This window comes from Sphingorhabdus sp. (assembly GCF_050921905.1).
Lineage (GTDB): Bacteria > Pseudomonadota > Alphaproteobacteria > Sphingomonadales > Sphingomonadaceae > Sphingorhabdus_B.
The window spans coordinates 886,274-912,513 of the sequence record NZ_CP050888.1 but is presented as its reverse complement, the minus strand read 5'-3'; the positions used below and the strand labels follow the sequence as shown (position 1 = coordinate 912,513).

At 55.8% G+C, this 26,240-nt stretch carries 28 protein-coding genes, 2 tRNA genes and 1 pseudogene; 25 read left to right on the top strand and 6 right to left on the bottom strand.

What is annotated here, in order from left to right:
- The first annotated feature begins 108 nt into the window (after nt 1-108).
- Nucleotides 109-1,524, top strand: coding sequence for a helix-turn-helix domain-containing protein (locus tag HEQ18_RS04385; RefSeq protein ID WP_432815667.1), 1,416 nt, complete (start codon nt 109-111; stop codon nt 1,522-1,524).
- Nucleotides 1,525-1,558: 34 nt separating this feature from the next.
- Here the strand turns inward: HEQ18_RS04385 and HEQ18_RS04380 are convergent, their stop codons facing one another.
- Both HEQ18_RS04380 and HEQ18_RS04375 read right to left on the bottom strand, forming a co-directional pair.
- Nucleotides 1,559-1,900 carry a GntR family transcriptional regulator gene (locus HEQ18_RS04380; protein ID WP_397579919.1) on the bottom strand — a complete coding sequence of 114 codons (342 nt, stop codon included), beginning with the start codon at nt 1,898-1,900 and terminating at the stop codon, nt 1,559-1,561.
- Nucleotides 1,901-1,972: 72 nt separating this feature from the next.
- On the bottom strand, nt 1,973-2,542 hold the full coding sequence (locus HEQ18_RS04375; protein ID WP_432815666.1) for a nitroreductase family protein: 570 nt from the start codon (nt 2,540-2,542) through the stop codon (nt 1,973-1,975).
- 133 nt (nt 2,543-2,675) lie between these two features.
- On the opposite strand from HEQ18_RS04375, the gene HEQ18_RS04370 reads away from it, so the two are divergent.
- Genes HEQ18_RS04370 through HEQ18_RS04355 form a run of 4 tightly spaced genes read left to right on the top strand, consistent with a single transcriptional unit; the run spans nt 2,676 to nt 7,680 of the window.
- Nucleotides 2,676-4,256 carry a peptide MFS transporter gene (locus HEQ18_RS04370; protein WP_432815665.1) on the top strand — a complete coding sequence of 527 codons (1,581 nt, stop codon included), beginning with the start codon at nt 2,676-2,678 and terminating at the stop codon, nt 4,254-4,256.
- Between the two features lie 3 nt (nt 4,257-4,259).
- Nucleotides 4,260-5,663, top strand: coding sequence for an amidohydrolase (locus tag HEQ18_RS04365; protein ID WP_432815664.1), 1,404 nt, complete (start codon nt 4,260-4,262; stop codon nt 5,661-5,663).
- Nucleotides 5,660-6,952: an amidohydrolase family protein gene (locus HEQ18_RS04360; protein ID WP_432815663.1), complete on the top strand. Its 1,293-nt coding sequence runs from the start codon at nt 5,660-5,662 to the stop codon at nt 6,950-6,952. The genes HEQ18_RS04365 and HEQ18_RS04360 overlap by 4 nt, the downstream gene beginning before the upstream one ends.
- A 50-nt stretch (nt 6,953-7,002) precedes the next feature.
- The gene (locus HEQ18_RS04355; RefSeq protein WP_432815662.1) at nt 7,003-7,680 is read left to right on the top strand and encodes an NnrU family protein; all 678 of its coding nucleotides are present in this window, start codon (nt 7,003-7,005) and stop codon (nt 7,678-7,680) included.
- A gap of 8 nt (nt 7,681-7,688) precedes the next feature.
- Here HEQ18_RS04355 and HEQ18_RS04350 read toward each other — a convergent pair whose 3' ends face one another.
- Nucleotides 7,689-8,684 carry an aldo/keto reductase gene (locus tag HEQ18_RS04350; RefSeq protein WP_432815661.1) on the bottom strand — a complete coding sequence of 332 codons (996 nt, stop codon included), beginning with the start codon at nt 8,682-8,684 and terminating at the stop codon, nt 7,689-7,691.
- On the bottom strand, nt 8,671-9,915 hold the full coding sequence (locus HEQ18_RS04345; protein ID WP_432815660.1) for a dicarboxylate/amino acid:cation symporter: 1,245 nt from the start codon (nt 9,913-9,915) through the stop codon (nt 8,671-8,673). The genes HEQ18_RS04350 and HEQ18_RS04345 overlap by 14 nt, the downstream gene beginning before the upstream one ends.
- Nucleotides 9,916-10,011: 96 nt before the next feature.
- Here HEQ18_RS04345 and glmM point away from each other — a divergent pair, with 96 nt between their 5' ends.
- From glmM to HEQ18_RS04280, 13 genes are all read left to right on the top strand, one after another.
- Nucleotides 10,012-11,352 (top strand): phosphoglucosamine mutase, encoded by a 1,341-nt coding sequence (gene glmM, locus HEQ18_RS04340; RefSeq protein WP_432815659.1) that lies wholly within the window; start codon nt 10,012-10,014, stop codon nt 11,350-11,352.
- The gene (gene thiD, locus HEQ18_RS04335; protein ID WP_432815658.1) at nt 11,352-12,494 is read left to right on the top strand and encodes a bifunctional hydroxymethylpyrimidine kinase/phosphomethylpyrimidine kinase; all 1,143 of its coding nucleotides are present in this window, start codon (nt 11,352-11,354) and stop codon (nt 12,492-12,494) included. Before glmM ends, thiD begins: the two co-directional genes overlap by 1 nt.
- On the top strand, nt 12,491-13,072 hold the full coding sequence (locus HEQ18_RS04330; RefSeq protein ID WP_432815955.1) for a ribonuclease HII: 582 nt from the start codon (nt 12,491-12,493) through the stop codon (nt 13,070-13,072). The genes thiD and HEQ18_RS04330 overlap by 4 nt, the downstream gene beginning before the upstream one ends.
- A gap of 212 nt (nt 13,073-13,284) precedes the next feature.
- The gene (locus tag HEQ18_RS04325) at nt 13,285-14,415 is read left to right on the top strand and encodes a site-specific DNA-methyltransferase (RefSeq protein ID WP_397604604.1); all 1,131 of its coding nucleotides are present in this window, start codon (nt 13,285-13,287) and stop codon (nt 14,413-14,415) included.
- Nucleotides 14,412-15,503 (top strand): dihydropteroate synthase, encoded by a 1,092-nt coding sequence (gene folP, locus HEQ18_RS04320; RefSeq protein ID WP_432815657.1) that lies wholly within the window; start codon nt 14,412-14,414, stop codon nt 15,501-15,503. The genes HEQ18_RS04325 and folP overlap by 4 nt, the downstream gene beginning before the upstream one ends.
- A 73-nt stretch (nt 15,504-15,576) precedes the next feature.
- Nucleotides 15,577-15,996: a DUF2177 family protein gene (locus tag HEQ18_RS04315; RefSeq protein ID WP_432815656.1), complete on the top strand. Its 420-nt coding sequence runs from the start codon at nt 15,577-15,579 to the stop codon at nt 15,994-15,996.
- A 106-nt stretch (nt 15,997-16,102) separates the two neighbouring features.
- Nucleotides 16,103-16,237 (top strand): hypothetical protein, encoded by a 135-nt coding sequence (locus HEQ18_RS04310; protein ID WP_432815655.1) that lies wholly within the window; start codon nt 16,103-16,105, stop codon nt 16,235-16,237.
- The gene (locus tag HEQ18_RS04305; RefSeq protein ID WP_432815654.1) at nt 16,238-17,368 is read left to right on the top strand and encodes an NAD(P) transhydrogenase subunit alpha; all 1,131 of its coding nucleotides are present in this window, start codon (nt 16,238-16,240) and stop codon (nt 17,366-17,368) included.
- Nucleotides 17,368-17,553 carry a hypothetical protein gene (locus HEQ18_RS04300; protein ID WP_432815653.1) on the top strand — a complete coding sequence of 62 codons (186 nt, stop codon included), beginning with the start codon at nt 17,368-17,370 and terminating at the stop codon, nt 17,551-17,553. The genes HEQ18_RS04305 and HEQ18_RS04300 overlap by 1 nt, the downstream gene beginning before the upstream one ends.
- Nucleotides 17,554-17,634: 81 nt before the next feature.
- Entirely contained in the window at nt 17,635-18,054 is a 420-nt protein-coding gene (locus HEQ18_RS04295) for an endonuclease domain-containing protein (protein ID WP_432815652.1), read from the top strand.
- Nucleotides 18,054-18,335 carry an NAD(P) transhydrogenase subunit alpha gene (locus HEQ18_RS04290; protein ID WP_125230306.1) on the top strand — a complete coding sequence of 94 codons (282 nt, stop codon included), beginning with the start codon at nt 18,054-18,056 and terminating at the stop codon, nt 18,333-18,335. The genes HEQ18_RS04295 and HEQ18_RS04290 overlap by 1 nt, the downstream gene beginning before the upstream one ends.
- A 31-nt stretch (nt 18,336-18,366) precedes the next feature.
- The gene (locus tag HEQ18_RS04285; RefSeq protein ID WP_432815954.1) at nt 18,367-19,749 is read left to right on the top strand and encodes an NAD(P)(+) transhydrogenase (Re/Si-specific) subunit beta; all 1,383 of its coding nucleotides are present in this window, start codon (nt 18,367-18,369) and stop codon (nt 19,747-19,749) included.
- A 48-nt stretch (nt 19,750-19,797) separates the two neighbouring features.
- Nucleotides 19,798-20,040, top strand: a complete 243-nt coding sequence (locus HEQ18_RS04280; protein WP_432815651.1) for an aspartate/glutamate racemase family protein — start codon at nt 19,798-19,800, stop codon at nt 20,038-20,040.
- Here HEQ18_RS04280 and hspQ read toward each other — a convergent pair.
- Complete coding sequence (hspQ, locus tag HEQ18_RS04275; RefSeq protein ID WP_432815650.1) at nt 20,027-20,377, bottom strand: heat shock protein HspQ; 351 nt, start codon at nt 20,375-20,377, stop codon at nt 20,027-20,029. The genes HEQ18_RS04280 and hspQ overlap by 14 nt on opposite strands.
- 132 nt (nt 20,378-20,509) lie before the next feature.
- Here hspQ and HEQ18_RS04270 point away from each other — a divergent pair.
- Together HEQ18_RS04270 and HEQ18_RS04265 are read left to right on the top strand one after the other, a co-directional pair.
- Nucleotides 20,510-20,599: transfer RNA gene (locus tag HEQ18_RS04270), tRNA-Ser, on the top strand.
- Between the two features lie 390 nt (nt 20,600-20,989).
- Nucleotides 20,990-21,238 (top strand): annotated as a pseudogene (locus tag HEQ18_RS04265) (transposase); the annotation flags it as partial.
- Between the two features lie 34 nt (nt 21,239-21,272).
- On the opposite strand, the gene HEQ18_RS04260 reads toward HEQ18_RS04265, so the two are convergent.
- A complete protein-coding gene (locus tag HEQ18_RS04260; protein ID WP_432815649.1) occupies nt 21,273-21,896 on the bottom strand; it encodes a TetR/AcrR family transcriptional regulator in 624 nt (207 codons plus the stop codon).
- Nucleotides 21,897-21,948: 52 nt separating this feature from the next.
- On the opposite strand from HEQ18_RS04260, the gene HEQ18_RS04255 reads away from it, so the two are divergent.
- The 5 genes from HEQ18_RS04255 (at nt 21,949) to HEQ18_RS04235 (ending at nt 26,217) form a co-directional block, all read left to right on the top strand.
- Entirely contained in the window at nt 21,949-22,401 is a 453-nt protein-coding gene (locus tag HEQ18_RS04255; protein WP_296197765.1) for an ABA4-like family protein, read from the top strand.
- Nucleotides 22,398-23,222: a hypothetical protein gene (locus HEQ18_RS04250; protein WP_432815648.1), complete on the top strand. Its 825-nt coding sequence runs from the start codon at nt 22,398-22,400 to the stop codon at nt 23,220-23,222. Before HEQ18_RS04255 ends, HEQ18_RS04250 begins: the two co-directional genes overlap by 4 nt.
- A 420-nt stretch (nt 23,223-23,642) precedes the next feature.
- Nucleotides 23,643-23,732 (top strand) — tRNA-Ser (locus HEQ18_RS04245).
- Nucleotides 23,733-23,940: 208 nt separating this feature from the next.
- On the top strand, nt 23,941-25,410 hold the full coding sequence (locus tag HEQ18_RS04240; protein WP_432815647.1) for a S41 family peptidase: 1,470 nt from the start codon (nt 23,941-23,943) through the stop codon (nt 25,408-25,410).
- An 84-nt stretch (nt 25,411-25,494) separates the two neighbouring features.
- A complete protein-coding gene (locus HEQ18_RS04235; RefSeq protein WP_432815646.1) occupies nt 25,495-26,217 on the top strand; it encodes a polysaccharide biosynthesis/export family protein in 723 nt (240 codons plus the stop codon).
- The last annotated feature ends 23 nt before the right edge of the window (nt 26,218-26,240 follow it).

Genomic DNA, 26,240 nt, shown 5'->3' with positions numbered 1-26,240 from the left:
CTGCCACTTCAGCAGAAAAGCCGAGTCAATTTTGTAATATTTGTTGTGTTATCGTCGTAAAACCTTATCGTTTATTTGTAATGTTGTAACGTTATTGACAAGAGAGCGATGGCTGAAGAAAAATTATTTGCAGGACATGCCGTGCGAAGGATCCGCCGCGCTTATGGTCTGACCCAAGGGGCAATGGCGGATACGCTCGCGATTTCGCCGTCATATCTCAACCTGATTGAACGCAATCAACGGCCGTTGACCGCGACCTTGTTATTGAAACTGGCGCAGTCTTATGACTTCGACCCGCGCACATTGACGGGTGCAACGCCGGGTGGCGGTGTTGATGCCATCCGGCGTCGGCTAAGCGATCCGATGTTTGCTGACCTTGCCGTGGATCGGGCGCAGGTCGAAGAATGGATTGCCGCAAGCCCGGATGCGGCCGAGGCTTTTGCGCGGGCGTTTGATCGTCTCTCGGGCGGCTCCCACGGCGGGGCCAGCGCAGCAGCGGGCGGCGCACAGATTGAGCCTGAAGCGATTGTATCGGCGCGACGCGAAATTGAACGCTGGCGCAACCATTTCGCCGATTTGGACTCTCAAGCAGAAACCCTGTCTGACGAACTGCGGCTCGCCAATGCGGACCTTTATGGCGCGATTACTGAACGGCTCCGCGTAAAGCATCAGCTTTCCATACGCATTTTGCCGTTTGACGTAATGCCAGACCGGCTCCGCCGCCTCGATCTGCACGCACGGCAGCTGCAATTGTCCGAGCTGCTCGACCCCGCCAGCCGCACCTTTGCCGCTGCGTTGCAGCTTGGCAATCTGGAGGCAAAGACGGAGATTGACGCGCTTGTCGCCGGAGCATCCTTCACCGAACGGGCCGCCGAACGGCTCTATCGTCGCCATTTAAGCAGCTATTTTGCTGCCGCTGTCATGATGCCTTATGCGCGGTTCCTCCGCGCTTGCGAAGCGACAGGTTATGACATCATGCTTTTGCAGCGGCGCTTTGGCGCAGGCTTTGAACAGATCGCCCACCGTCTGACCACGTTGCAGCGTGTGGGCCAACGCGGCTTGCCGTTTTTCATGCTGCGCATTGATAAAGCAGGGCAAAGCAGCAAACGCTACGCTGGTGCAAGCGCATCGCCATTATTGGCGACCGACCGGCGTTGTCCTTTATGGCATGTGCATAATGTGTTTGCGCGGCCCGGGACGCTCATGCCGCATCTGGTGGAGTTAGAAGACGGCAGTCGTTGGTTCACTTTGTCGCGTACCGTGCACCCGCAAACTGCGGTGAGCGGCAGTGTGGAGGCAGAGTTTGCGATTTGCCTTGGCGTGGACGCAAAGCTCGCCGCGCCATTGGCCGCCGCTTGTGGTATGGACCTTACAAATGGCGGTGCGACGGCCATCGGGCTTGGTTGTTCCGCGTGCACGCGGCCGGAATGCTCTCAAAGAAGCGCGCCGCCTGCTGGCCGGGTGCTGGTATTCAATGAACGCGAGCGCGGTATGTCGCCTTTTAATTTTGACCAAATTGCCTGAAGCCCCCAATGGCGGGCAGCCCCCAATTGCGGGCTTAGTTCAGCGCAAGCAACTCTGCGGGATCAATGCCTGCGCGCTGCATTTGCGCCTTTACGTCGGGCCAAACATTCTGAACGAAATTTTCGCGCTCAAAACTCCGCAGCTTTGCAATAGCGCCGCGGGCTACAAACAGGCCAACGCCACGTTTAACATCGACCAGGCCGCTGTCCTGAAATAATTGATAGGCCTTGGCCACGGTCAGCGGATTTGCGCCCTGAACTGCTGCAAATGCACGCACGGAGGGAAGCATTTGCCCCTCTTTATAATCGCCGTCGAGGATCGCCGCAGCGATCACGTCACGCAATTTTAGATAAACGGGTTTCGCATCGTTTCTCATCACATCCTTACTGCCATAATACAGTATGGCGCGTCAAGCATGGGTGGATTTAAGTGGTCCTGACCCTTGAAGTCATGGCCATTGACGGATGATGTCGCTTGGCACGGGGCGTGGGCGTTCCTCAAGTCCGAGCGCCGGGGTGCCGATGAAGAACATGCCCGCTATCCGCTCCTCGCCCTGACAAATGGCCGCGTGAACCAAAGGGTCGTAGCTTGTCCATCCTGTAATCCAGCTACCGACAAAACCGTGCGCATGTGCCGCGTGGAGTAAATTCATACCCACCGCGCCCACGCTCATCTGCTGCTCCCACAGCGGAATTTTCAGGCTTGGTTGCGGGGAGAATATCAGCATAATGAGCGTTGGGGCCATGTAAGCAGACGCAATTGCCGCTTCAATTTGCACCGGGCGAGCGTCCGGGTTCGCGGCGCAGAATGCTGTTTTCAACAAGTCCGCAAAGGCCGCGCGGTCAGTGATCTCGACAAAACGCCACGGGAATAATTTCCCATGATCGGGGGTACGCATCGCCGTTTGCAGGATCAGGTCAAGCTGCGCGCCGCCGGGGCCGGGGGCGACCATATCGCGTGGCTTGCCAGAGCGGCGGGTTTCCAGATAGGCGGTGACAGAGGAAAGATCATTGAACATGACGCTCCCTTCGACGAAATTCGACCCTTCCGGCAATAAAATTCTTCACACACGCAATTTTTTCGTTAGGTTCCGGTGCAATCGTCCCATTCAACGGGATTTTAAACATAACAAAGATGAGGGGGTTCGCTCGATGGCGACATCATATGCGCAAGATGGAGATGCAGCAGGGACATTCCTTGGCCATCCCAAAGGTCTTTTTGTATTATTCTTTGCCGAGATGTGGGAGCGTTTCTCCTATTACGGCATGCGCGCGCTGCTGATTTTTTATCTGACCAAACACTGGTTGTTTTCGGATGAGGATTCCGGCGTCATATATGGTGCCTACACGGCGCTGGTGTATATCACGCCCGTGCTTGGCGGTTATCTTGCGGACCGCTATCTTGGGCAGCGAAAGGCCGTGACATACGGTGCAATTTTGCTGACCTTTGGCCACTTCCTCATGGGATTTGAAGGTTCTGGAGGACAAGACGCAGCGTCGCTTAACATCTTCTGGCTCGCCTTGGCGTTTATCATCGTGGGTTCGGGCTTTTTGAAGGCAAATATCTCGGTCATCGTTGGGCAGCTTTATCCACGCACGGATGTGCGTCGCGACGGTGCATATACCATATTCTATATGGGCATTAACCTCGGCGCTGCGCTTGGAGCGCTGCTCTGCGGCTATCTGGGCGAAACCTATGGCTGGTCTTATGGCTTTGGCGCAGCGGGCGTGGGCATGTTGCTTGGCCTTATAGTTTTTGTTGTATTCAAACCATTGCTGCTTGGTCGCGGTGAGCCGTTAAACCCTGAAGCGTTGAACAAGACTGTTTTGGGCCTCAAACTTGAATGGCTGCTGTATCTTGTCGGCCTTGTGGTTGTCGTCATTTGCTGGTGGTTGGTGCAAAACCAAAGCGTTGTTGGCACATTGCTTGGCATCGCTGGTGCGATACTTATTGCTTATGTTTTGTGGACAGCGGTGCGTAAACTTGAGCCGCATGATCGCGACCGGATTTTTGCAGCGATGTTCCTCATCATCGGTTCAATCCTTTTCTGGGCATTGTTTGAGCAGGCCGGTTCTTCGTTAAACCTGTTTACCGACCGGCATGTGGATCGCGCGGGCGTTCCGGCGTCGGTGTTTCAATCCTTAAACGCCATCTACATCGTTATGCTTGCGCCATTGTTTGCATGGCTATGGACATCACTTGGTCGCAAGGGGCTTGAGCCGTCGGCTGCGGCAAAATTCGGCCTTGGTATTGTGCAGCTCGGCGTTGGTTTTCTCGTCCTTGTGGCTGGTTCGGCTGCGGCAGGCGCGGACAACATGGTTCCAGTATTGTTCATCTTCCTGATCTATTTGTTCCACACAACTGGTGAATTATGCCTGTCGCCAGTTGGCCTCAGCGCGATGAACCGGCTTGCGCCCGCACATCTTGCATCGTTGATCATGGGAACATGGTTTTTTGCTTCAGCAACTGGGAACTTTGTCGCAGGCCTGATTGCTTCGGCAACGGGATCAGAAGCGGCATCCGGCGAAGGCGCAGGGCGTGAAGTCGTTATGGCCGTCTATAGCCAGATTGGCTGGATCGCGATTGGCGTCGGCGTGGCCGTTGTTGTCATCTCGCCACTCATAAAGAAACTGATGCACCTCGACACCTTGCGCGACGATGCGCCTTTGGAAGGCCAGGCTGAGGCAGGCGAAGCTGCAGCCGCTGGCGTTCACCCAACAAACCGGAGTTAAACGATGGCAATCTCGAATACATTGCGCAGTGCCTATCTGGTGCTGCCACTGGCCCTGATGGCGTGTTCCAACGCCGAAGGTCCAAAGACCGTGTCGGCCACACCGGCGTCGAAGCCTGCGGAAAAGGCACCAACGCCGTTTCCATCTACCTATAAGGCCTATCCCGGTGTCGCGACGGCCATTCGTAATGTCACTGTATATGACGGCGAAGGTGGCAAGATCGACAATGGCGTGGTGTTTATGGCCGGCGGCAAGATTAGCAGCGTTGGCGGTCCGGATACGGCTATTCCGGCGGGCGTGAATATGGTCGATGGTACCGGCAAATTTGTGACGCCGGGCATCATCGATATCCATTCCCATCTGGGTGACTATCCCACGCCATCGGTTGAGGCGCATAGCGACGGCAACGAAGCCACATCGCCCACCACGCCCGAAGTGTGGGCCGAACATAGCGTATGGCCGCAAGACCCTGGTTTCAGCCGTGCGCTCGCCAATGGCGGCGTGACGGCGTTGCAGATATTGCCGGGCTCGGCAAACCTGATGGGCGGCCGGTCAGTCGTCCTGAAAAACGTCTATGCCCGTACGGTGCAGGGCATGAAGTTCCCCGCCGCGCCTTATGGTTTGAAAATGGCGTGCGGTGAAAATCCGAAGCGCGTTTACGGATCCAGAGGCCGTATGCCGTCAACACGCATGGGCAATATCGCCGTGAACCGTCAGACATGGATTAAGGCGCAGGAGTATAAGAAAAAGCGCGATAGCGGCAAAGAATATACCCGCGACCTCGGCATGGAAACATTGGCTGGCGTATTGGATGGTGACATCTCGATCCAGAACCACTGCTACCGCGCCGACGAAATGGCGCTCGTCCTTGATATGGCAAAGGAATTTAACTATAAGGTATCGACATTCCACCATGCGGTCGAAAGCTACAAAATCGCTGATCTGCTGCGCGACAATAAGGTCTGCTCGGCTGTTTGGGCTGATTGGTGGGGCTTCAAGATGGAGGCGTATGACGCCATTCCTGAAAACGCCGCAATTCTGCATAATGCGGGTGCCTGCGTCATCATCCATTCCGATGATGAAAACCAGATTCAGCGTTTGAATCAAGAAGCGGCAAAGGCGCAAGCCGATGGCCGTCGCATGGGTTTCAACATCAGCGATGCGGAAGTCATCAAATGGCTGACCTACAACCCGGCCAAGGCGCTTGGTATTGACGCCAAAACGGGCAGCTTAAAGGCTGGTAAAATGGCCGATGTCGTGTTGTGGAACGGCAACCCGCTGAGCGTCTACGCCCGGCCAGACAAGGTCTGGATCGATGGCGCTTTGATGTTTGATGCAAGCAACCCAAAGATACGTCCAGTTAGCGATTTTGAGCTTGGCCAACCCGGTGAAGGAGATGTGAAATGAGGCATTTTCTGTATGCCGCCGCTGCTGTGGCAGCCTTTGCAACGCCTGTTGCCGCCGAAACCATTGCCATCACGGGTGGCCGCCTCGTGGTCGGGGATGGCAGCGCGCCGATTGAAGGTGGCACTGTGGTAATGCGCGACGGTAAAATCGTGGCTGCTGGCGCGCGTGTCACCATACCAGCGGGCGCACGCCAGATTGACGCCACGGGCAAATGGGTGACACCAGGTGTTTTTGCCGGATTCACCCGGCTTGGCCTATCTGAGGTTGATGCCGTTAATGGCACCAACGACAAAAGCGGCGGTAAAAGCGGTTTTTCCGCGGCTATCGACGTTGCGCCTGCCATTGATCCATTTCGGTCGCCTTTTGCCGTCAACCGTGCGGCGGGTGTGACCCGCGCTGTGGTTGCACCAGAGGCTGCGGACAATATATTTGCAGGGCAGGGCGCGATTGCCGATCTGGGTGCGGATGGCAATCCGGTCACAAAAGCCAGAGCGTTCCAGTTTGCCGAGTTCGGTGAAGACGGAGCTGCGTCTGCGGGTGGAAGCCGAGCGGGAACGCATCTGCACTTCCGCGCCATGCTGCGTGAGGCCCAAGATTATGCTGCTGGGCGTGGCACATTTGATGACGATTTGTTGAAGGCTGAGGATGCCAAGGCGTTGTTGTCCGTCCTTCGCGGTGAAACCCGTTTGCTCATCCATGTTGAAGGCGCAAATGACATGCTTCGCCTGATGGAATTGAAACGGGAATTCCCAGCGATTAAAGTCGTGTTTGTCGGCGTGAGTGAAGGTTGGCGGGTCGCCCGCGAACTCGCACAGGCTGGCATTCCTGTCATCGCGTCCGCACTCAATGATTTGCCTTCAACATTCGAAATGCTGGGTGCGACGCAAAGCAATATTGGCCGGATGAAAGATGCCGGCGTTCAGGTTGCCATTGGCATGATCAACGACCGGGATTCCCACCAATTGCGCTACACAACGCAATATGCGGGTAATATTGTGAGCCTTCAATATGTGCCTGGTGCAACGGGTCTGACATGGGATGAGGCATTTGCTGCGATCAGCTCGGTTCCTGCCGAGATCATGGGCGTTGGCGACCTTCTTGGAAGCTTGAGAGCAGGTCGGGCGGCAGATGTCGTGGTCTGGGATGGCGACCCGCTTGAGCTCTCAAGTGCCGCCACGACGGTTATCATAGGTGGAGTTGAGCAACCGCTCACCAATCGTCAGAATCGCCTGCGTGACCGTTATGCGCGTCCCACGGAAGGTGATTTGCCAAAGGCATATGATCGTTGATTGTTTGACAGCATAACGGGCCGTTCTATCCGGGGTAAGGAGGTGGCGTTTTGGACGATTATCTAACATTGGCCGCCGCGAGCCTATTGTTCGTCGGTAGCCATTTTCTGATGTCGCATCCGATGCGCGCCATACTTGTGCGTCGGCTCGGGGCGAACGGGTTTATGGCCGCCTATTCGGCCATATCGCTCCTTAGTTTTGTTTGGATGATTATCGCGTTCGGACGCGCGCCCAAGGCCGATGGTCTTTGGCCTGTGGGCGATGTCGTCTGGATACTCGCGAGCTTAACTACGCTGGTTGCGGCGGTGCTGTTTGCGGGCTCGTTCATCCGCAACCCGTCGCTTCCCGGCGTACCCGACGCATTGGCCGCACAAATGCCATCGGGGGTGTTTAAGGCGACCCGGCATCCCATGATGTGGGGCTTTGCTTTATGGGGGGCGGGCCATATTCTCGTTGCACCACGCATTGACAATTTCATCTTCGCAGGCAGTCTTGTCTTCTTGGCTTTGGTGGGTTCCAAGGCGCAGGAGATCAAAAAAACTAAGCTGATGGGCGGTCAATGGGCAACGTGGTTACGCCGCACGCATTTCTTTGTCCGTCCCGCCGCATTGTTCCGTGTGGGCATCGGCCCATGGGTCGCAGGTACGTTGATCTGGGCTGTTGCTACATGGGCGCACCCTTATTGGGGCATCGCTGACGCTGGCCTGTTCCGCTGGATTGGCGGTTAATTCTCGGCCTAAAGCCGAACCATCTTCATACCCCGCTCGCCATAACGCGGACCTGACGTGCCACCGCGCGGGGCGGCTGCATCCAGCTTGGCAAGATCATCCGTATCAAGCGCAATGTCGCAAGCCTTTGCGCTATCTTCCATTGTCACACGGCGTTTGAAACCGGGGATCGGAACGATATCGCTGCCTTGCGCCAATATCCATGCCAGCGCGATTTGTGCGTGAGAAGCCGCATGCTTCGCCGCAATCTCGCCTAGAACGTCGACAATATAAAGGTTCGCGGCAAAATTGTCGCCCTGAAAACGCGGGTCCTGCCGCCGCCAGTCATTTTCGGGCAGTTCATCAAGGCTTCTGAACGTACCTGAGAGAAATCCGCGACCAAGCGGGGAGTAAGGGACAAAACCAATACCCAAATCGCGGCAAGTCGGCAGAATGTCATCTTCAACATCGCGTTCCCACAGCGAATATTCGCTTTGTAACGCAGAAATCGGCGCAACAGCAGCCGCGCGACGAAGCGTTTCTGGGCCCGCCTCGGACAGACCGATATGCTTGATTTTGCCTTCGGTGATCAGGTCCGCCATCGCGCCAACCGTTTCTTCAATCGGCACATTGGGATCGACGCGGTGCTGATAATATAAATCAAGGCAATCGATGCCGAGGCGTTTCAACGTGCCTTCAACCGCAGTCTTGGCATTCATGGCTGATCCGTCGACGCCAACAATATTGCCGCCGTCAAATTTGAAACCGAACTTGCTAGCGATGACGAGGCCATCGCTTCTGCCCTTAATCGCTTGGCCGACCAGTTCCTCATTCTGGAACGGGCCATAAATTTGCGCCGTGTCGAAAAAGTTGATGCCAAGGTCGATGGCACGGTGAATCGTCTTGATTGCCTCATCCGGGTCGGCATCTTCGCCATATGTGATGTTGCCGCCCTTGATCATGGGCATACAGCCAACGCCGAGTGCGGATACTTTTAAGCCATGACCCAGTTCACGATATTGCATTGGCTTTTTCCTTTTCAGATGCCTCTATGGCCGTAGCAAGCGCCACGTCCATCTGCACATTGCCGGTTGTCCGGAAAATGTCCGGTAGCGTTTCGACAGCTATTAATAGGGCCAAAGGTTCAATCGGGATACCAAGCGCCAAGCAGATAGGCGCTATAGACGTCACGAAGCTGACCGAGCCGGGCAGGCTGACCGCGCCCATGGAGGTCAACGCGGCGATGAAGATTGCGAAGCCATAATCGAAGCCGCTGAGTTCCACCCCAAACCAGTTCGCAACATACAATGCGACAGCCAAGTTCATGGCTGGCCCAGTGACGCGCAACAAAGCGACGGCCATAGGCAGAACAAGGCCAGCGGTCGATTCGCGCACACCAAGCGCCTCGGCCTTTTTCAACATCAGCGGTAAACTCGCGAGTGACGATTGTGTCGATACCGCAAAGGCTTGGACCGGTGCGATCTGTCGCGCATATTCGCTAAAGCGGACCTTCCCGGCAAAAGTTGCGACCAGATATGCAAAGCTGCCGACGATGATGCCGACGATGGAAACCGTTACGATGTAATGGGCAACTGCACCCAGTGCCGCGAACCCCGATCGTGCGCCCACGACAAAAGCCAAGGCAAATACGCCGATTGGCGCGAGTTTTAGCACCCATTCAATGACGATAACCATGGCATCGGCAAGCGCGCTGAAAAATCCGGCCATTTGCGCCCTTGGGCCTTGCGCGAGACGCGTTATCGCAAAGGCAAATACTAAAGTGAAGATCAGAAGCGGTAGGATCGAATCATTTGCGGCCGAGGAAATGGGATTGGTCGGCACCAGTGCGACGATAAAGTCGCGCAACGGCGGTTGCTCTGCCACCGCTGGAACGTCTGTAAGCGCCGCACGTAACGCCGCCGCACTTTCCGGTGGCATTGGCCATAACGAGAGCAATGTCGGCGTCAGGAGGGCCCCCATGGCCGCCGAAAGACCCATCATAACAACAATCCACGTGACGGTCCGCGCCGCCATGGGACCAGCGCGCGCCGCCTCTGCGCTTTTGACAATACCGGTAATCAGCAGCGCCACGACCAGCGGCACGACGGTCATTCGAAGGCCGTTAAGCCACAAGGAGCCGACGATATCGAGCCAATATGCGATTTGTGTTCCAATGGCAGGAATTATCGCGGCAGCGAAAATTCCAAGGGCAAGCCCTATCACGAGGGCGAGGAGAATACGTGTAGCGTTAGACATAGCATCGGGTCTTGCCAGCCAGTCGCTCCCTATGCAAGGGAGAGGCATGGCAGTGCGGAAAAAACGTTGAACAACCGCAAAAGAGCAGGAACGCAAATGGCGCGCAAATATTTCGGAACGGACGGCATCAGAGGGCGCAGCAACGTCGGTGCAATGACGCCGGAAATGGCGATGAAAGTCGGCCAAGCAGCAGGCACGCATTTCCTGCGTGGTGGACACAAGCATCGCGTCGTCATTGGCAAGGATACGCGCTTGTCCGGCTATATGATTGAGAATGCTTTAGTGGCTGGCTTCACGAGCGTTGGCATGGATGTGGTCCAGTTTGGCCCGATTCCGACGCCTGCTGTCGCCCTGCTTACCCGGTCGATGCGCGCGGATTTGGGCGTGATGATCTCGGCCAGTCACAACCCATATGAGGATAATGGTATCAAGCTGTTCGGTCCCGATGGCTTTAAGTTGTCAGACGCGGACGAACTGGCCATTGAGGCTTTGCTGGATACGCCGCTTGCATTGGCGGACGCGGCTGATGTGGGGCGTGCGCGGCGTATTGAAGACAGCCGGGGCCGCTATATTCATGCGGTAAAGGCATCGGTACCAGAACATATCCGTTTCGATGGCCTGCACGTGGTGCTCGATTGCGCCAATGGCGCGGCGTATCAAGTCGCGCCGACCGCGATCTGGGAATTGGGCGCAAAAGTAACGTCAATTGGTATTGAACCCAATGGCAAGAACATCAATCACAAGGTCGGATCAACGCATGTCGTGACGTTGCAGGAAACCGTGGTCGCAGCGGGTGCCGATATCGGCATTGCGCTTGATGGTGACGCTGATCGCTTGATCGTTGTGGACGAACATGGCCGCGTCGTTGACGGGGATCAGATCATGGCTTTGCTTGGCAGCGCCATGAGCCGCAGCGGCAAGCTGACTGGCGGGGGTATTGTTGCGACGGTGATGTCCAATTTGGGCCTTGAACGCTATCTGGAAACACAGGACTTGCGCCTCATTCGCGCGAAAGTGGGTGACCGCTATGTCCTTGAAGAAATGCGTAACCACGGCATCAATGTCGGCGGTGAACAATCGGGCCACATGATCATGTTGGACCACGCCACGACAGGCGATGGCACCATAGCCGCGTTGCAAGTGCTGACCCAGCTTGTCGCCAGCGGCAAGCCCGCGAGTGAAGTGCTGCACCTGTTTGATCCCGTTCCCCAACTACTTAAAAATGTTCGCTTTTCCGGCGGCGAGCCGCTTGATAACCCAGATGTTCAGGCCGTTATTGCAAAGGCCGAGGCCGAGCTGGCGGGCAATGGTCGTTTGGTGATCCGCCCGTCGGGGACTGAACCGGTTATCCGCGTGATGGCGGAAGGCGATGATGTGGCGCAGGTTGAGCGTATTGTTGATGGCATTTGCGACGCGGTAAGGATCGCCGCAGGCTAATGACGAAAGGACCACCCGCCCGCATATTGATTATCGCTGGTTCCGATAGCGGTGGCGGCGCTGGGATTCAGGCGGATATCAAGACGGTGACGATGCTTGGCGGCCATGCGATGACGGCGGTGACCGCTATTACCGCGCAAAATACGCTGGGTGTCGATGCTGTGCACATGGTTCCAACGCAGATGGTGATTGACCAAATTAGTGCAGTCGTCAGCGACATTGGCGTGGACGCTGCCAAAATCGGGATGATTGGCAATGCGGAAACCGCGCATGCGGTGGCCGACAGTCTTTCGGACCAGTGTTTCCCGATCATATTCGATCCCGTCATGGTCGCGACGAGCGGCGCGGTTTTGGCGGATGCGGATACCATAGCCGCATTTGAACGGCTTATGCGGCTTGCCACGCTGACGACGCCCAATCTGCCAGAGCTGGAAGCTTTGGGCGGTAAGGATGCTTTGCTCACGCGGCGGTTTCCGTTTTTGCTGAAGGGCGGCCACGCGGACGGGGATGATATCATCGACGAACTGCATCTCACGCCTGGGCAAAGCGAAATTTGGCGCGACGCGCGCATACACACGCGCAGCACGCACGGCACCGGATGCACATTGGCCACGGCCATCGCAACGGGCCTTGGGCAGGGGATGGAGCTTGTCCCCGCCATAGAGCGCGCGCGCCTGTTCGTGCGGCTAGCGCTGCGTGATGCGCCGGGGCTTGGGCAGGGTCATGGCCCTATGGGGCATCAATCGCTGCGTGAGGACGCTATGGTCGCTGGCCCGTCGCTCAATCATGTGACCGTGGGTTGCCGCGATTATGCGGCGTCGTTGGACTTCTATACGGCGCTTGGGCTTCCGTTAATCGTTGATAGCCCGTCCAGCGGCTATGCGCGATTACAAGCGCCCAATGGCGTTACCTTTTCCATATATCAAAGTGACGATATCGCGACATCGACCATAGTTTATTTTGAAAGCAAGCGCCTCGATGCGTGGGTAACGGAGCTGGTCAGCCAAGGCTACGCCTTTGAACAATTGCCGCAGGATGAAAGCTGGGGCTGGCGTGAGGCGCGTTTGTTGGATCCTGCGGGGAATATGGTGTGCCTCTACAAAGCTGGTGAAAATCGGCGCTATCCTGCTTGGCGGATATGATTTTCGGTGTCGACGAGGCCGGGCGTGGGCCGCTTGCGGGGCCGGTGGTCGCGGCGGCGGTATTATTGTCCAAACCGCGTCCGTCTGGATTGCACGACAGCAAGAAACTAACCGCCGCGCGCCGTGCGGAGTTGGAAGCCGCGATCAAACGCCGCTGCCAATGGGCAGTGGGTGTTGTCGAAGTTGAGGACATTGACCGCCTGAACATTTTTGGCGCAACAATGCTGGCCATGACCTTGGCGGTGGATGCCTTGTGCGTGAAACTTGGTTCTGATCCGCTTGAAGTGCTGGTGGACGGCAACATGACGCCAATGGGCCGATGTCGCGAATGGCGTTGGACAGCGCGTGCAATAGTCGGGGGTGATGCAATAGAACCCTGCATTTCAGCGGCGTCAATTATCGCCAAAGAGCATCGTGACCGGATGATGTGTGCCGCCGCCGAGCAGCATGTGCATTATGGTTGGGAAAAGAACAAAGGCTATGGCACGCCTGACCATTTGGCCGCGCTGCGGGCACATGGTCCAACGCCTCTGCACCGGAAAAGCTTCGCGCCGATCGCACAACTGCTTTTGCTGTAATTTTTTTGGGGCAGTGAGTCCTTCGGGTAACACCACTAGGGGTTGAGTCTGCCCAGATTCGCAAGACTCCACATATTGTGCCGGACTCGTTTCGTTCCGCCTATATGACGGCATCATGACCGCTGTTCTAAGGAATCCCGAACCATCAACGACCTTGACCCAAGGGCCGTGCTGACTCATCGCAATTTGGTAAGCGCCAAAGGGAGCACGCAATGGGTGTTATTGAGAAAATTAGACCAGCAACAAAAGCAAAGCTGGCACCGGCGCACGACCTGCCGCGTAATCAGATTTTGCGGATGGACTGCATTGCGGCCATGCGCTCCTTACCTGATTGTTCCATCGACATGGTCTTTGCCGATCCGCCCTATAATTTGCAACTGGGCGGGGATTTGTTGCGCCCTGACAATAGCAAGGTCGACGCCGTCAACGATGAATGGGACAAGTTTGCAAGCTTTGCGATTTATGACACATTCACCCGCGAATGGCTGGCCGAGGCGCGGCGTATTTTGAAGCCCAATGGCTCGCTTTGGGTGATTGGCAGCTACCACAATATCTTTCGCGTTGGCACGGCGGTGCAGGACGCTGGATATTGGATTCTGAACGACATCGTTTGGCGCAAATCCAACCCAATGCCCAATTTTAAGGGCACGCGATTTACCAACGCGCATGAAACGCTCATTTGGGCATCGAAAAGCGAGAAGTCGAAATATACCTTCAACTATCGCGCAATGAAGACGTTGAATGACGAGCTTCAAATGCGGTCAGATTGGTTGATTCCGATTTGTGGTGGGCAAGAGCGGCTGAAGCGCAATGGTGTGAAGGCCCACCCAACGCAAAAGCCTGAGGCATTATTATATCGTATTTTGCTGGCCTGTACGAAGCCAGGTGACGTGGTCCTTGATCCGTTTTTCGGAACGGGCACAACTGGCGCGGTTGCGCGGCGTCTTGGTCGTGACTGGATTGGCTGCGAGCGTGAGGCCGTCTATTGCGAAGTCGCTGAGGAGCGCATTGCGGCGGCATTACCTCTGGACGAAAGCGCCATCAAAACCATGCAATCACCAAAGTCTGCGCCAAAGGTCGCCTTTGGCCAATTGGTTGAGGCTGGCTATCTTAATCCCGGCACGAAACTGTTTGACCGCAAGCGTCAGTTTGAGGCGATGGTGCGCGCCGATGGCTCTATCAACTGCGGCGTGGTGGACGGATCGATCCACAAAGTCGGATCGAGCATTCAAAACGCCCCAAGCTGCAATGGTTGGACCTATTGGCACTATGCCGCCGCCGATGGCGCAATGAAGCCGATTGACGATCTGCGCCAAACTTATTTGCTCGCAACAGAGCCGTGACAAAAGTCTATCTTCGCCCCACTGGCTTTGTCGAAAGTCCCCAGCGGTACGAAGGTGAAAGCTTGCGTTTGGCAGGAACCATGCTGTGGTTCTCGCAGATCGAATATATCACACGCGACATGATATCGACGCAGCGGCAGTTGGTGCCCGTTTGCCAATGGAATGTTTTTGCGGCGGCACTTCCGCAGTCTACCCGCGAACGGTGCGCGTTGCTGCTCGACCGCATTACGGCTCCCCGCGCTGCGCTGCAGTTGGGCACACGCAGAATCAGGCTTGATCAACCGCATGTCATGGCGATTATCAATGCGACCCCAGACAGCTTTTCGGATGGGGGCAAGAATGTAGACCCGGAAATTGCGGCCGAAGCGGCCATCGCGATGTCGAGCGCGGGTGCGGCCATCATTGACATTGGCGGAGAGTCTACGCGGCCCGGTGCGCCTTTGGTCTGGGAAGGCGACGAGCTCAATCGCGTCGCGCCGCTGATCCGCAGGCTCGCTGGAACTGGGGTTGCGATCTCCATCGATACGCGCAAGGCGTTGGTGATGGAGGGTGCATTGCAAGCTGGCGCGACGATGATCAATGACATCTCGGCGCTTTTATACGACGACCGCGCCGTCGAAGTCGCGCGCAAGAGCAATGTTCCAGTGGTCCTAATGCACGCCCCGAGCCAAAGCAGCGACCCGCATAAAGACGGTAAATATGATGATGTCGTATACGATGTGTTCGACTGGCTTGAACAGCGGGTTTCGGAGGTCGAAGCTGTAGGGTTGTCGCGTGAAACAATATTGGTCGATCCGGGTATCGGGTTCGGAAAGACACTCGCCGATAATCTGGCGATCATCAACAATCTGGCAATCTATCATGGACTGGGTTGCGCTTTATTGTTTGGCGCAAGCCGCAAAAGATTGATTGGGGCGCTCTCGAATGAGGCGGGCGCAACCGATCGTCTTGGTGGTTCAATCTTCCTCGCCATGAAAGCAGTAGAGCAGGGCGCACATATTGTCCGCGTTCATGATGCTGCCGAAACAGTGCAGGCTATTCACGTCTGGCGCGGTCTTCGCGATGCGGCGTTGACCGCGGCAGTATAGTCTACAGTCCTTTGGCGGCCTTGACCCATTGCCCAATGGCGGGCAACTTCATGGCGGTAAGGAGAGAGTTAAAATGCTGATGAAATATATCATTGGGTACATCGCAACTGGCATCGCCTTTGCGCTCATCGACAGCGTCTGGCTGCGGACCATGTACACGCGGCTGTATCAGCCAGAAATCGGCGAAATGATGATGAAGAATGGTTTCCGTTTGGGGCCGGCGATTATTTTTTACCTGCTGTATATTTTAGGCATGATGATCTTTGCTGTCGGGCCAGCGCTGCTGACGGGCAAGTGGCAGACTGCGCTCATTTGGGGCGCGTTGATGGGCTTTTTTTGCTATATGACCTATGATTTGACCAATTATGCCACATTGAAAGTGTGGAGCATGAAAGTTACCATCCTCGACATCATTTGGGGCACTTTCCTGACAGGCTCGGCATCGCTGGTGGGATTTTGGGTCACGCAGGCCGTGTTGGGCAAGAATGTCTAAGCGATGTGTGTTGCCCGCGATGGCATTTTCTTTGTTCATCGTGCTTGAGCATTGGAAAATCACCAGTTAAGGCGGTCGCGTATTATAATTTTACACGGAGGCTGTTTTGACAAACGATCATGACCTTGGACCCGCAAAAGAAACATATGCGGGTTTCGTCACATTGTTCAAATGGGGTACAATTGTTACCGCGATTGTTACCGCTATAGTAGTATTGATCATCGCAAGCCGTGCTGCTTAAGTGGTAAAAATTGCTGTACTAAGGGAAACCACGCCCGGCGAAGCCCGCGTTTCTGCATCCCCTGAAACCGTCAAGAAATTCATTGCGCTTGGCGCGACAGTTTCGGTCGAAAATGAAGCAGGCGCAGGGGCGTCCATTGGTGACGGCGATTATGCAAATGCGGGCGCTGCGGTGGGAAATCTGGCTGCGGTCCTGAAGGATGCAGACATTGTTTTGGGCGTTCAGGGACCAGACCCAAAGGCGTTGAAGGGCATGAAGCCCGGCGCTTGGCTGGTGGCCGGACTTGACCCCTTTGGGCAGCGTTCACGCATTGATGCTTATGCCAAAGCGGGCGTAGAAGCGCTGGCGATGGAATTCATGCCGCGCATTACGCGTGCGCAATCGATGGACATATTGTCGTCGCAATCGAACCTGTCGGGATATAAGGCGGTGATTGAGGCGGCGTCGGTCTATGGCCGGGCCTTCCCAATGATGATGACCGCCGCTGGCACCATTAGCGCCGCGAGGGCGTTTATCATGGGTGTTGGCGTGGCTGGGCTTCAGGCGATTGCCACCGCACGCCGATTGGGAGCCCAAGTGTCCGCAACCGACGTGCGCTCTGCCACTAAGGAACAGATTGAATCCTTGGGCGCGAAAGCGATCTTCGTCGAAAATGTCGCCGGTATCGAAGGCGAGGGCGCGGGCGGATACGCGACCGAAATGTCGGACGAATATAAGGCTGCGCAAGCCGAATTGGTCTCCGCGCATATCGCCAAGCAGGACATCGTCATTACCACCGCGTTGATTCCGGGCCGCCCAGCACCGCGTTTGGTGTCTGACGCGCAGATTGCGAGCATGAAGCCCGGTTCGGTCATTTTCGACCTTGCCGTTGCGCAAGGCGGCAATGTCGAAGGGTCCAAAGCAGACGAAATCGTTATCAAGCATAATGTCAAAATCGTGGGCTACAGCAATACGCCAGCGCATTTGGCGGCGGACGCATCGGCGCTGTATGCGCGCAACCTGTTCAATTTCCTCTCTGCCTTTTGGGACAAGGAAGTTGGTCGCCCTGTGTTGCCGGATGAAGATGAAATTACCGCAGCAATTCGCCTGACCAAAGATGGCAAGGTTGTGAATGAACGGCTTATGGCGTGATGCGAGGTGACGTCCGGGAGGCTGTATCTCGCCATCGCTGGTGGGTCATATTGGCTGTGGTCGTGATATTTGGATATTCAGTCGGCAAAGACATGGCGATGCGCGATAATGCGGCCGACGCGCTTAACGAGGCTGATTTCGCTTTGCGCGACAGTAGCGGCCCACTTGGGGAGTTAGCTAAGTGATAGGCATAGGTCTGGCTAGGAACAAAATCCTCCCCCTCTGGGGGAGGTGGCAGCGCGAAGCGCTGACGGAGGGGGTTTGAAATGGAAGACCACACCCCAGAAGCTCTGATACTCGCACGCAAATTACGCGGCGAGATGACTTTGCCGGAAGTTTTGCTGTGGCGTTTGCTAAAAGGCAAGCCGATGGGCTTGAAGTTTCGCAAGCAGCACCCGATCAAAAATTTCGTATTGGATTTCTACTGCGTCGAAAAGCGCATAGCCATCGAAGTTGATGGCATCGCCCACGACATGGGCAATCGCCCCGAACGTGATGCCAGTCGGGACTCAAAGCTCCGCGCCTTGGGCATTGAAGTTGTTCGGGTCCCTGTCGCCGATGTTTTGCGCGACGTTGAAAACGCTGCTGACGCCATCGTGCGCCTTTGTACCGACAGACCCCCACCGTCAGCCCTTCGGGCTGCCACCTCCCCCAATGGGGGAGGATTTACTGGAGCTTACCGATAATGGACTTTATTTCAATCTTATCCATCTTCGTGATGGCCTGTTTCGTGGGCTATTATGTGGTCTGGTCCGTCACCCCTGCGCTGCACACGCCGTTGATGGCGGTGACGAACGCGATTTCTTCCGTCATTATCGTCGGTGCTTTGATCGCGGCTGCGGCAGGGGGATCACCGACCGCCAAATGGCTTGGCCTGATCGCCGTGGCATTGGCCAGCGTGAATATCTTTGGCGGTTTTGCGGTGACGGCGCGCATGCTGGCCATGTATAAGAAAAAGGAGCGTTAAGTTGGAACATGTTGCTCCTCCCGCTTGGGTCATGCTCGCTTATTTGATTTCGGGCGTATTTTTCATATTGGCGCTGCGCGGACTGTCTTCGCCTGCAACATCGCAACAGGGTAACCGCTTTGGCATGGCCGGTATGTTGATTGCCGTGGTCACGACCTTGGTCACGCATGAAGTCGCGTCTTTGCCTGAAATCCTCGGCGCAATCGCCATTGGCGGCGGCATTGGTTGGGTCACGGCACGTAAGATTGCCATGACGGACATGCCGCAGCTTGTTGCTGCGTTCCACTCGCTCGTTGGGATGGCCGCAGTGCTGGTTGCTGCCGCCGCATTCCTCAACCCTGTTGCCTTTGGCATTGTCGGCGAAGACGGCCTTATAAACCCCGTCAGCCGCGTTGAAATGGGCTTGGGCATCGCCATTGGCGCGATCACCTTTTCAGGCTCAGTCATCGCTTTCCTGAAGCTGGCGGGCAAAATGTCGGGCGCGCCTATCCTCTTGCCGCTGCGCCATGTCATCAACCTGGGCACCTTGGCAGCGATCTTGGGCCTCATTGGCTACTTCACTGTGGACCAAAGCCCTTGGATTTTCTGGACCGTTACCGCGCTTGCGTTTCTTATTGGCTTTTTGCTCATCATTCCCATCGGCGGCGCAGATATGCCCGTCGTGGTGTCGATGCTGAACAGCTATTCCGGCTGGGCCGCCGCCGCCATGGGCTTCACGCTACATAATACGGCGATGATTATCACGGGCGCATTAGTCGGCTCTTCGGGCGCGATTTTGTCCTACATCATGTGCAAGGCCATGAACCGCAGCTTCATCAGCGTGATCGCGGGCGGCTTTGGCGCGGAGGCGGCTGTCTCCAGCGGCGAAGCCAAGGAGCAACGTCCATGGAAACGCGGCTCTGCCGAAGATGCTGCCTATATGATGCAACAGGCCGAAAGCGTTATCATCGTGCCTGGATACGGCATGGCGGTTGCGCAGGCGCAGCATATCTTGCGCGAAATGGCAGATGTTCTGAAGAAACAGGGCGTAAGCGTAAAATATGCCATCCACCCTGTTGCCGGACGTATGCCCGGCCACATGAACGTTCTGTTGGCCGAGGCATCGGTGCCCTATGACGAAGTTTTCGAGCTTGAGGATATAAACAGCGAATTTGCCCAAGCCGATGTCGCCTTCATCATTGGCGCCAATGACGTTGTGAACCCCGCGGCGAAAACCGACAAGACGTCGCCGATTTACGGTATGCCGGTGTTTGACGTCGACAAGGCAAAGACCGTATTCTTCGTGAAGCGTTCGATGGGCGGCGTTGGCTATGCGGGCGTTGACAATGACGTGTTCTACATGGATCAAACGATGATGCTTCTCGCCGATGCGAAGAAGATGTGTGAGGACATCGTCAAAGCATTGCAGCACTAGGTCCCCAACCTAGAGCGCATCATCTATGACGAGCTGATGCACTGCGTGGTGAAACGCGATTCCGAACGGACGTTGAAAACGATCATCACCGAAATTGACCAACAAGGCATCAAGGCGGTTGTGCTGGGTTGCACCGAATTAAGCATGTTGGTCGATACCAAAGCCAATGTCCTGCCTATTTATGACAGCACCGAAATTCATGCCGACGCAGGGGTCGACTGGATTTTGGGGATGCAATGTAACCCTGCTTGGCCATCGCCCCGATGCCATACAACGTTTACTGAAGCATAAGCCGTTTGAGTTGATATTGGTCGCCATTCCACCCTTCAAAAACCGCATCAATGCCGGGGTGGTTGATTGGCCCTTTCTGATGGTCGGCAAGTAAATTCTGCTGGCTCACATAAGCGATATAGCTGTTCTCCGCATTTTCGGCGAACAGATGGTAAAATGGTTGATCCTTGGAAGGCCGCACGGGTTCCGGGATGGACTGATACCATTCCTCGCTATTGGCAAAAACAGGATCAATGTCGAACACCACGCCACGAAAATTGAATAAGCGATGGCGCACGACATCACCGATCGAAAACGCCGTTTCAACAATGTCAGGAGCGCGTGTGTGATGATTCATGAGGCCAATATCGTATCTTCTCACGCGCAAATCAACCTTGTGGCTTGGCAAAGCGAAAAACTTCGGTTAATGGCCCCGCTCTGTCATAGGAATGCGCCGTTTTTACGGCAATGACCAGTCCCTATGCATTGCGGAGAGATGGCTGAGTGGTCGAAAGCACCGCACTCGAAATGCGGCGTGCCGGTGACGGTACCTAGGGTTCGAATCCCTATCTCTCCGCCAACGCACCGAGTTGCGAAACAAACTGTCTCCCCCGACCATCGTCAGTAGGCATGACCTCTTGAAAACCGTTGAATTTCGGTTGCTTCTGAGCGGAATGGCTCTCCACTGCCGCTTTGCCACCCACAGGCCGTGAGTTGGAAAAACCGCCCGCCGACCGAGAGCGCCACGAACTCTATCACCTGTCCAACAGCATAAAGCCCCAGAAAACGGGCATTTTCACCGACCGAACCCCTTTTTTCGAGGTTCGGTCGATATGATGTTCTCGCTGTCTGCGACGACCTACGCCACTGGCGTAGGTCGCATCGAAAATGGCAGGCGAGAATGAAGTGAGTCGCCGCCTTCTGAGTGGCCCAATTTCTATCTTAGAATTGGCCACGAAGGAGGAATGGGATGTCAAGGAAGCACAAGCCGGAAGAGATCATCGGCAAGCTGCGTGAAGCGGAGATTGTGCTGGCGCAGGGCGGAACGGTGGCGGATGCGTGTCGCCGGATCGGCGTCACCGAGCAGAACTCATACCGCTGGCGTAAGGAGTATGGCGGCCTGAATATGGATCAGGCCCGCCGCATGAAAGACCTCGAGAAGGAAAATGCCCGTTTGCGCCGAGCGGTATCTGACCAGACGCTGGACAAGCTGAACCTGGCCCCGGTCAGAATGATGATGCGGCGAATATCGCTCATGTCCGCAGTCCACCCGTAAGCCCGACGATCACGCGGCCGATCATGTCATCATCCAGATCGATCTGACCATCTAGTGACAGTGTGGCGAGGCCATGGACAAGCCCCCAGCAACGTAGCGCCGTGGCGCGCTTGTCATCCTCCGACGATCCGGGCGGGGCGACATCCTCGACTGTCCGGCGCAGGTTGGCCATGGCAGGGTGGGCTTCGTCGATCGGTAGGTGAAGTTGATCGCCCCGTGGCGCCGCCTTCCACATCAGTCGGAACAACTCCTGATTGATGATGGCAAAACGCACATAGGCAGCACCGCTTGCGGAAAATGCTGCCAGCGCACCTTGCCCCGATGCGGAGCGCGAGGCTGCCTGCTGTGCTGCCGCCAGCTGGTCAAAACCGGTCATCGCGAGAGCGACCAGCAATGCATCCTTATCCGGGAAGTGGTGGTATACGGCGGTCGCGCTTACCCCCACTTCCCGCGCCAGCGCCCGTAGCGACAGTGCGTCGGCGCTGTCCGCTGACAGCGCATGCATACCAGCTGCGATCAGCGCACTGCGCAAATCGCCGTGGTGATAGGCATCACGGCCAAGTGCTGGCGCTATCTTGACACTGTTATCATTCTTTGCCATGTTGATGAAGTTAACATCATTTGCGCGAGTCGCAAGCGGAGGGTGTCGAATTATGGGCGAAGCAATCGCGGTTGCGCCGGAAGCAATGTTCGGATGGGCTGGACAAGCAGCAATGATCGGCTGGGGCATCCTGATTTTTCTGCCGAGACGCTGGCCACAGATCTTGTTTATTCCGCGTTATCTAATCCCTTTCGGACTCAGCCTGCTTTATGCCGGACTTGCATTTTCGCACTTCTTTACAATCGAAGGGGGAGGCTACAACTCGCTAGATCAGGTCAGAATTCTGCTCTCAAAAGAAGAGATGTTGTTGGCTGGCTGGGTGCATTACCTGGCGTTTGATCTCTTTATTGGCGGTTGGATCGCGGTTGAAGCGGATAAAGTTGGCCTAAATAGAGTGTTCCAGGCGCCAATCCTGATCGCGACGTTCATGTTCGGACCGGTGGGGCTGGCGTTGTTCTTGGCAATGCGTGCAGGCCATTTTCGCAAGCGGGAGGCAAGCGCATGAGCGAGAAAAACACAGCTTATCGAAAGCCGCTTATCCCTCAGTTGGATGGCGACCATGTGACGCGTCTGCTGCTTGTTTCCTGCTTGTTTATGCTGGCGAACTTCGTCGTATTTCTCCCTGCGTGGTTCCTTGATCCGCGCGTTTTGGACGGCGCCTCTGTTTGGACCAAGCCGCAAAAGTTCACCGTTTCACTTGCGCTGCATTTCGCGACACTTGCAGTCCTTGCACAGCAATTGCCACGGGAGGTCCGAAGCGGCCCAATGTTGATCGGTTTTTCATATGCGGCCGCAGTCTCACTGGTTTTCGAATGGGGTTACGTCAGCTTGCAAGCCGCACGCGCAAGGCGATCACATTACAATTATGATAGCCAGTTCGAAGCGTTAATGTTTGCTTTCATGGGACTAGGCGCGTTCTTGCTGATCGCAGTTGCGATGGCACTTGCGGTGCAGATTTATCGCAAGGGCGACAAGTCGATGACCGGTCTGCGCTGGGGCTCAATATTGGGACTGACGCTTGGTTTCGTCTCCACGTTGATCTTCGCCGGCTACATGTCGTCGTATGGGCGCTATGTGGGTGGCGACCCGGACTATGTCGGGATGGTGGTTCCGTTTTTTGGCTGGTCTCGCGAGATCGGAGATCTACGTCCAGCTCACTTTGTTTCACTCCACTTGATGCAGACGCTGCCGCTTGCTGGATATATCGCTGACCGTAAAAGATGGCCGGGCGTGAAGCTGGTCGTTGGCGTTGCTATTGTTCAGCTGACGTTCGCAACCTTCCTCTTTCTACAAGCACTCTCAGGCAAGCCGTTTTGGCCTATCTAGATGTTTGATCCCTGTATTTGATGGTGGACCCCTTCGCTACAAATGGTGCCCATGTTAAGCAGCGTTGGTCCTAAAGGGCCTGAAAAATCAGACGTTTAATATCAATAAGATAATAGAAAGAGAGTTGGTTGGGAGATGCTCTCGCACCGCCAATTTATATTGAAAAATAACAAGACTTCTTTTAAATCGTATTCCGTTCCATCAGAGATTCCCTGATGCGGCGTTTGCTTTAGGCTAGATCGTTTTATCTATTTTGTTGTGTCCCAGCTTCCTCCGTTACGTCGGCTTTAACACTGCAGGCGGATCCTGAACCCTAAGTACTGCCCGATAGTTTAGCGAGCGGCTCTCCTTTGGGTCATGGCCCCGCTCTGTCATAGGAATGCGCCGTTTTTACGGCAATGACCAGTCCCTATGCATTGCGGAGAGATGGCTGAGTGGTCGAAAGCACCGCACTCGAAATGCGGCGTGCCGGTGACGGTACCTAGGGTTCGAATCCCTATCTCTCCGCCAACACAGCGCGAAGGCGGCAGCTTTTTTTGAAGAGCATTGAAATTGTTTATCAAATGCTTAATTCTTAAAAACATCGGGGACGAATCAATAACTGAAAGCGCTGTAATCAGAATTGCTGTGGTTCAAAATGGATCGAGACTTCTGTGGGTGCCGTCCGTGATGCAAGAGGGTTTTTGGTGATAGGAGAAGATGAACTATGAGGGCTTGGGTGCGAGCTTGGCTCGGCGTTGGATTGAGTTTCTGTGTCGCAGGGGCCGCTGTAGCGGAAGATAAGGCTGCACCTCCACAGTCTGCTGTGGAGTCAGATTGGGCCGCCGCTGCCCGCATGGATATCGAGGCCATCCATGACACCCTGCGCGACAACCATCCCGGCCCCGTAGATGTGGGCAACCCTGCTTTTGCTGAATGGCTGAAAGAGGGCAAGGCACAGGCGCTGGCGCAGGCTGCGGCCGCGACTCATGCGGGCGATTATTGGCGCGCAGTGCGCAGTTACACCAATGGTTTTCGCGACGGGCACATCTGGTTCGGGTTCAGCAAGTCGATGATGCACGCGTGGCCGGGCCTGCTTACGATGCGCGACGCCGACGGGCGCACTCGGGTGGTGCTCAACGACGATGAGCCGAGCGTGCCATTGCAGTCGGAGTTGCTGGCCTGCGATGGCAAGGATTCCGAGACCCTGCAGCGACAGTGGGTAGACCCCTATCGTTGGAACGCCGACATTCCCCACGCGCGCAACGCGGCGTCCGTCGTTTTGATGACCGCCTTTGAGGGCGATCCACGCAAGCCTCTAGCCTGTCGCTTCCGCGTTGACGGCGTGGAGGTCGAACGGACCTTGCGTTGGTCTTCGGCACCCCAAGATCGGCTTTCCAGCCTGATCGATCGGGCCTCGGGCGGGGGTGGAGAGTCGATCAAATTGCGCCAAGTAGATGGGGTATGGTTTGTGTCGTTGCCAACCTTCAACCTGCAGCAATCCGAACAGGTGGATGCCATGCGGGCACTGATCCGCGAACTTGGCGAACAAGCCGAGACATTGCGCAATGCGCCCTGGGTGGTGTTGGATGTCCGGGGCAATGGTGGCGGTAACAGCGGTTGGGGTAGTGAGGTTGCGGCGGCGCTATTTGGAAAGCAGACCATCGACCGGATTGAGGGCCAATTCGATTGGACGGTCGATTGGCGTGCATCGTCACTCAACGCTGTAGCGGTCCGTCAGACGGCGGAGAGATTAGAGAAGGCCGGCCAGACTGCTAACGCCCTGTACTTCCGTGAATTGGCTGATGAGATCGAGACGGCGGTCGCAGCGGGGAAGGCTTATGTCCACAAGTCTGAACCTGCTCGATTAGAGGCCACCCCGCCGACAGAAGCGTCTCCGTTCAAGGGTCGCGTCTTGCTGCTGACAGACCATAACTGCGCGAGCGCTTGCCTGGACTTCGCCGACATCGCTCGGCGCCTGCCCGGCGTGGTGCATGTCGGGCTGCCTACTTCGGCGGATTCGATCTACATCGACAACACGGGAATAGCGCTCCCAAGCGGGCACGGTTCACTGAGTTGGTCGATGAAGGTTTATCGGAACCGTATACGATCCAACAACCAATGGTACGAGCCTGCGGTCCGTTGGCCGGGCGGTCCGATGACCGATGCGGCGGTGGCTAATTGGGTGCGTGGACTAACGTTCAATTAGGGTCCTGACCCTACACGCAAAACATGTAGCAATATATATCGCCATTCGCTAGCAGCAACGGCACATATTCTTCGGGAATCACATATGCGTAAACTGTTGGCACTTCTTGCTTTGTCATTGGCACTTTCTGCTTGCGGCAGCTCGCAACTTGGCGGGGTGGGGAGTATGTCCGATATTAAGGTCGTTGACAGTGACGTACTGCCCGAACCGACCCGGATTGATTTATTTGAACAAAACAGACCCTATCTCATTGGTCCCTTTGATAAATTGACAATTGATGTCTTCGGCATTGAAGAGTTGAGCAAGCAGGAAGTTCAAACCGATGCCGGCGGGCGGATATCTTTCCCGCTGGCGGGTATTATAGAGGCCGCTGGAAAAACCCCCGGTGAGCTGGAAGAGGAAATCGAGGGCCGCCTGCGTGGCCAATATGTCCGCGACCCCCAGGTTACCGTGAATCTGAAAGAAACGGTCAGCCAAGTAATCACCATCGACGGTCAGGTGCGTGAACCAGGATTATATCCTGTCATTGGCAAAATGACGCTGATGCGCGCTGTGGCGGTGGCAAAGGGCACTTCGGAATTTGCCAAGCTGGACGATGTCGTCATTTTCCGAACGGTAAACGGACAAAAGATGGCGGCGCTTTATAACCTGAAATCGATCCGCCGAGGCGTTTACAATGACCCAGAAGTGTTCGCCAATGATGTTGTCGTTGTCGGTGATTCACAGGCGCGCAGGTTGTTCAAGGATGCGCTGCAGGTCACACCTGCTCTTTTAACGCCGCTGATCTATATCTTGCAGACCAATTAATTCGCGAAGCAATCGCGTTCTGC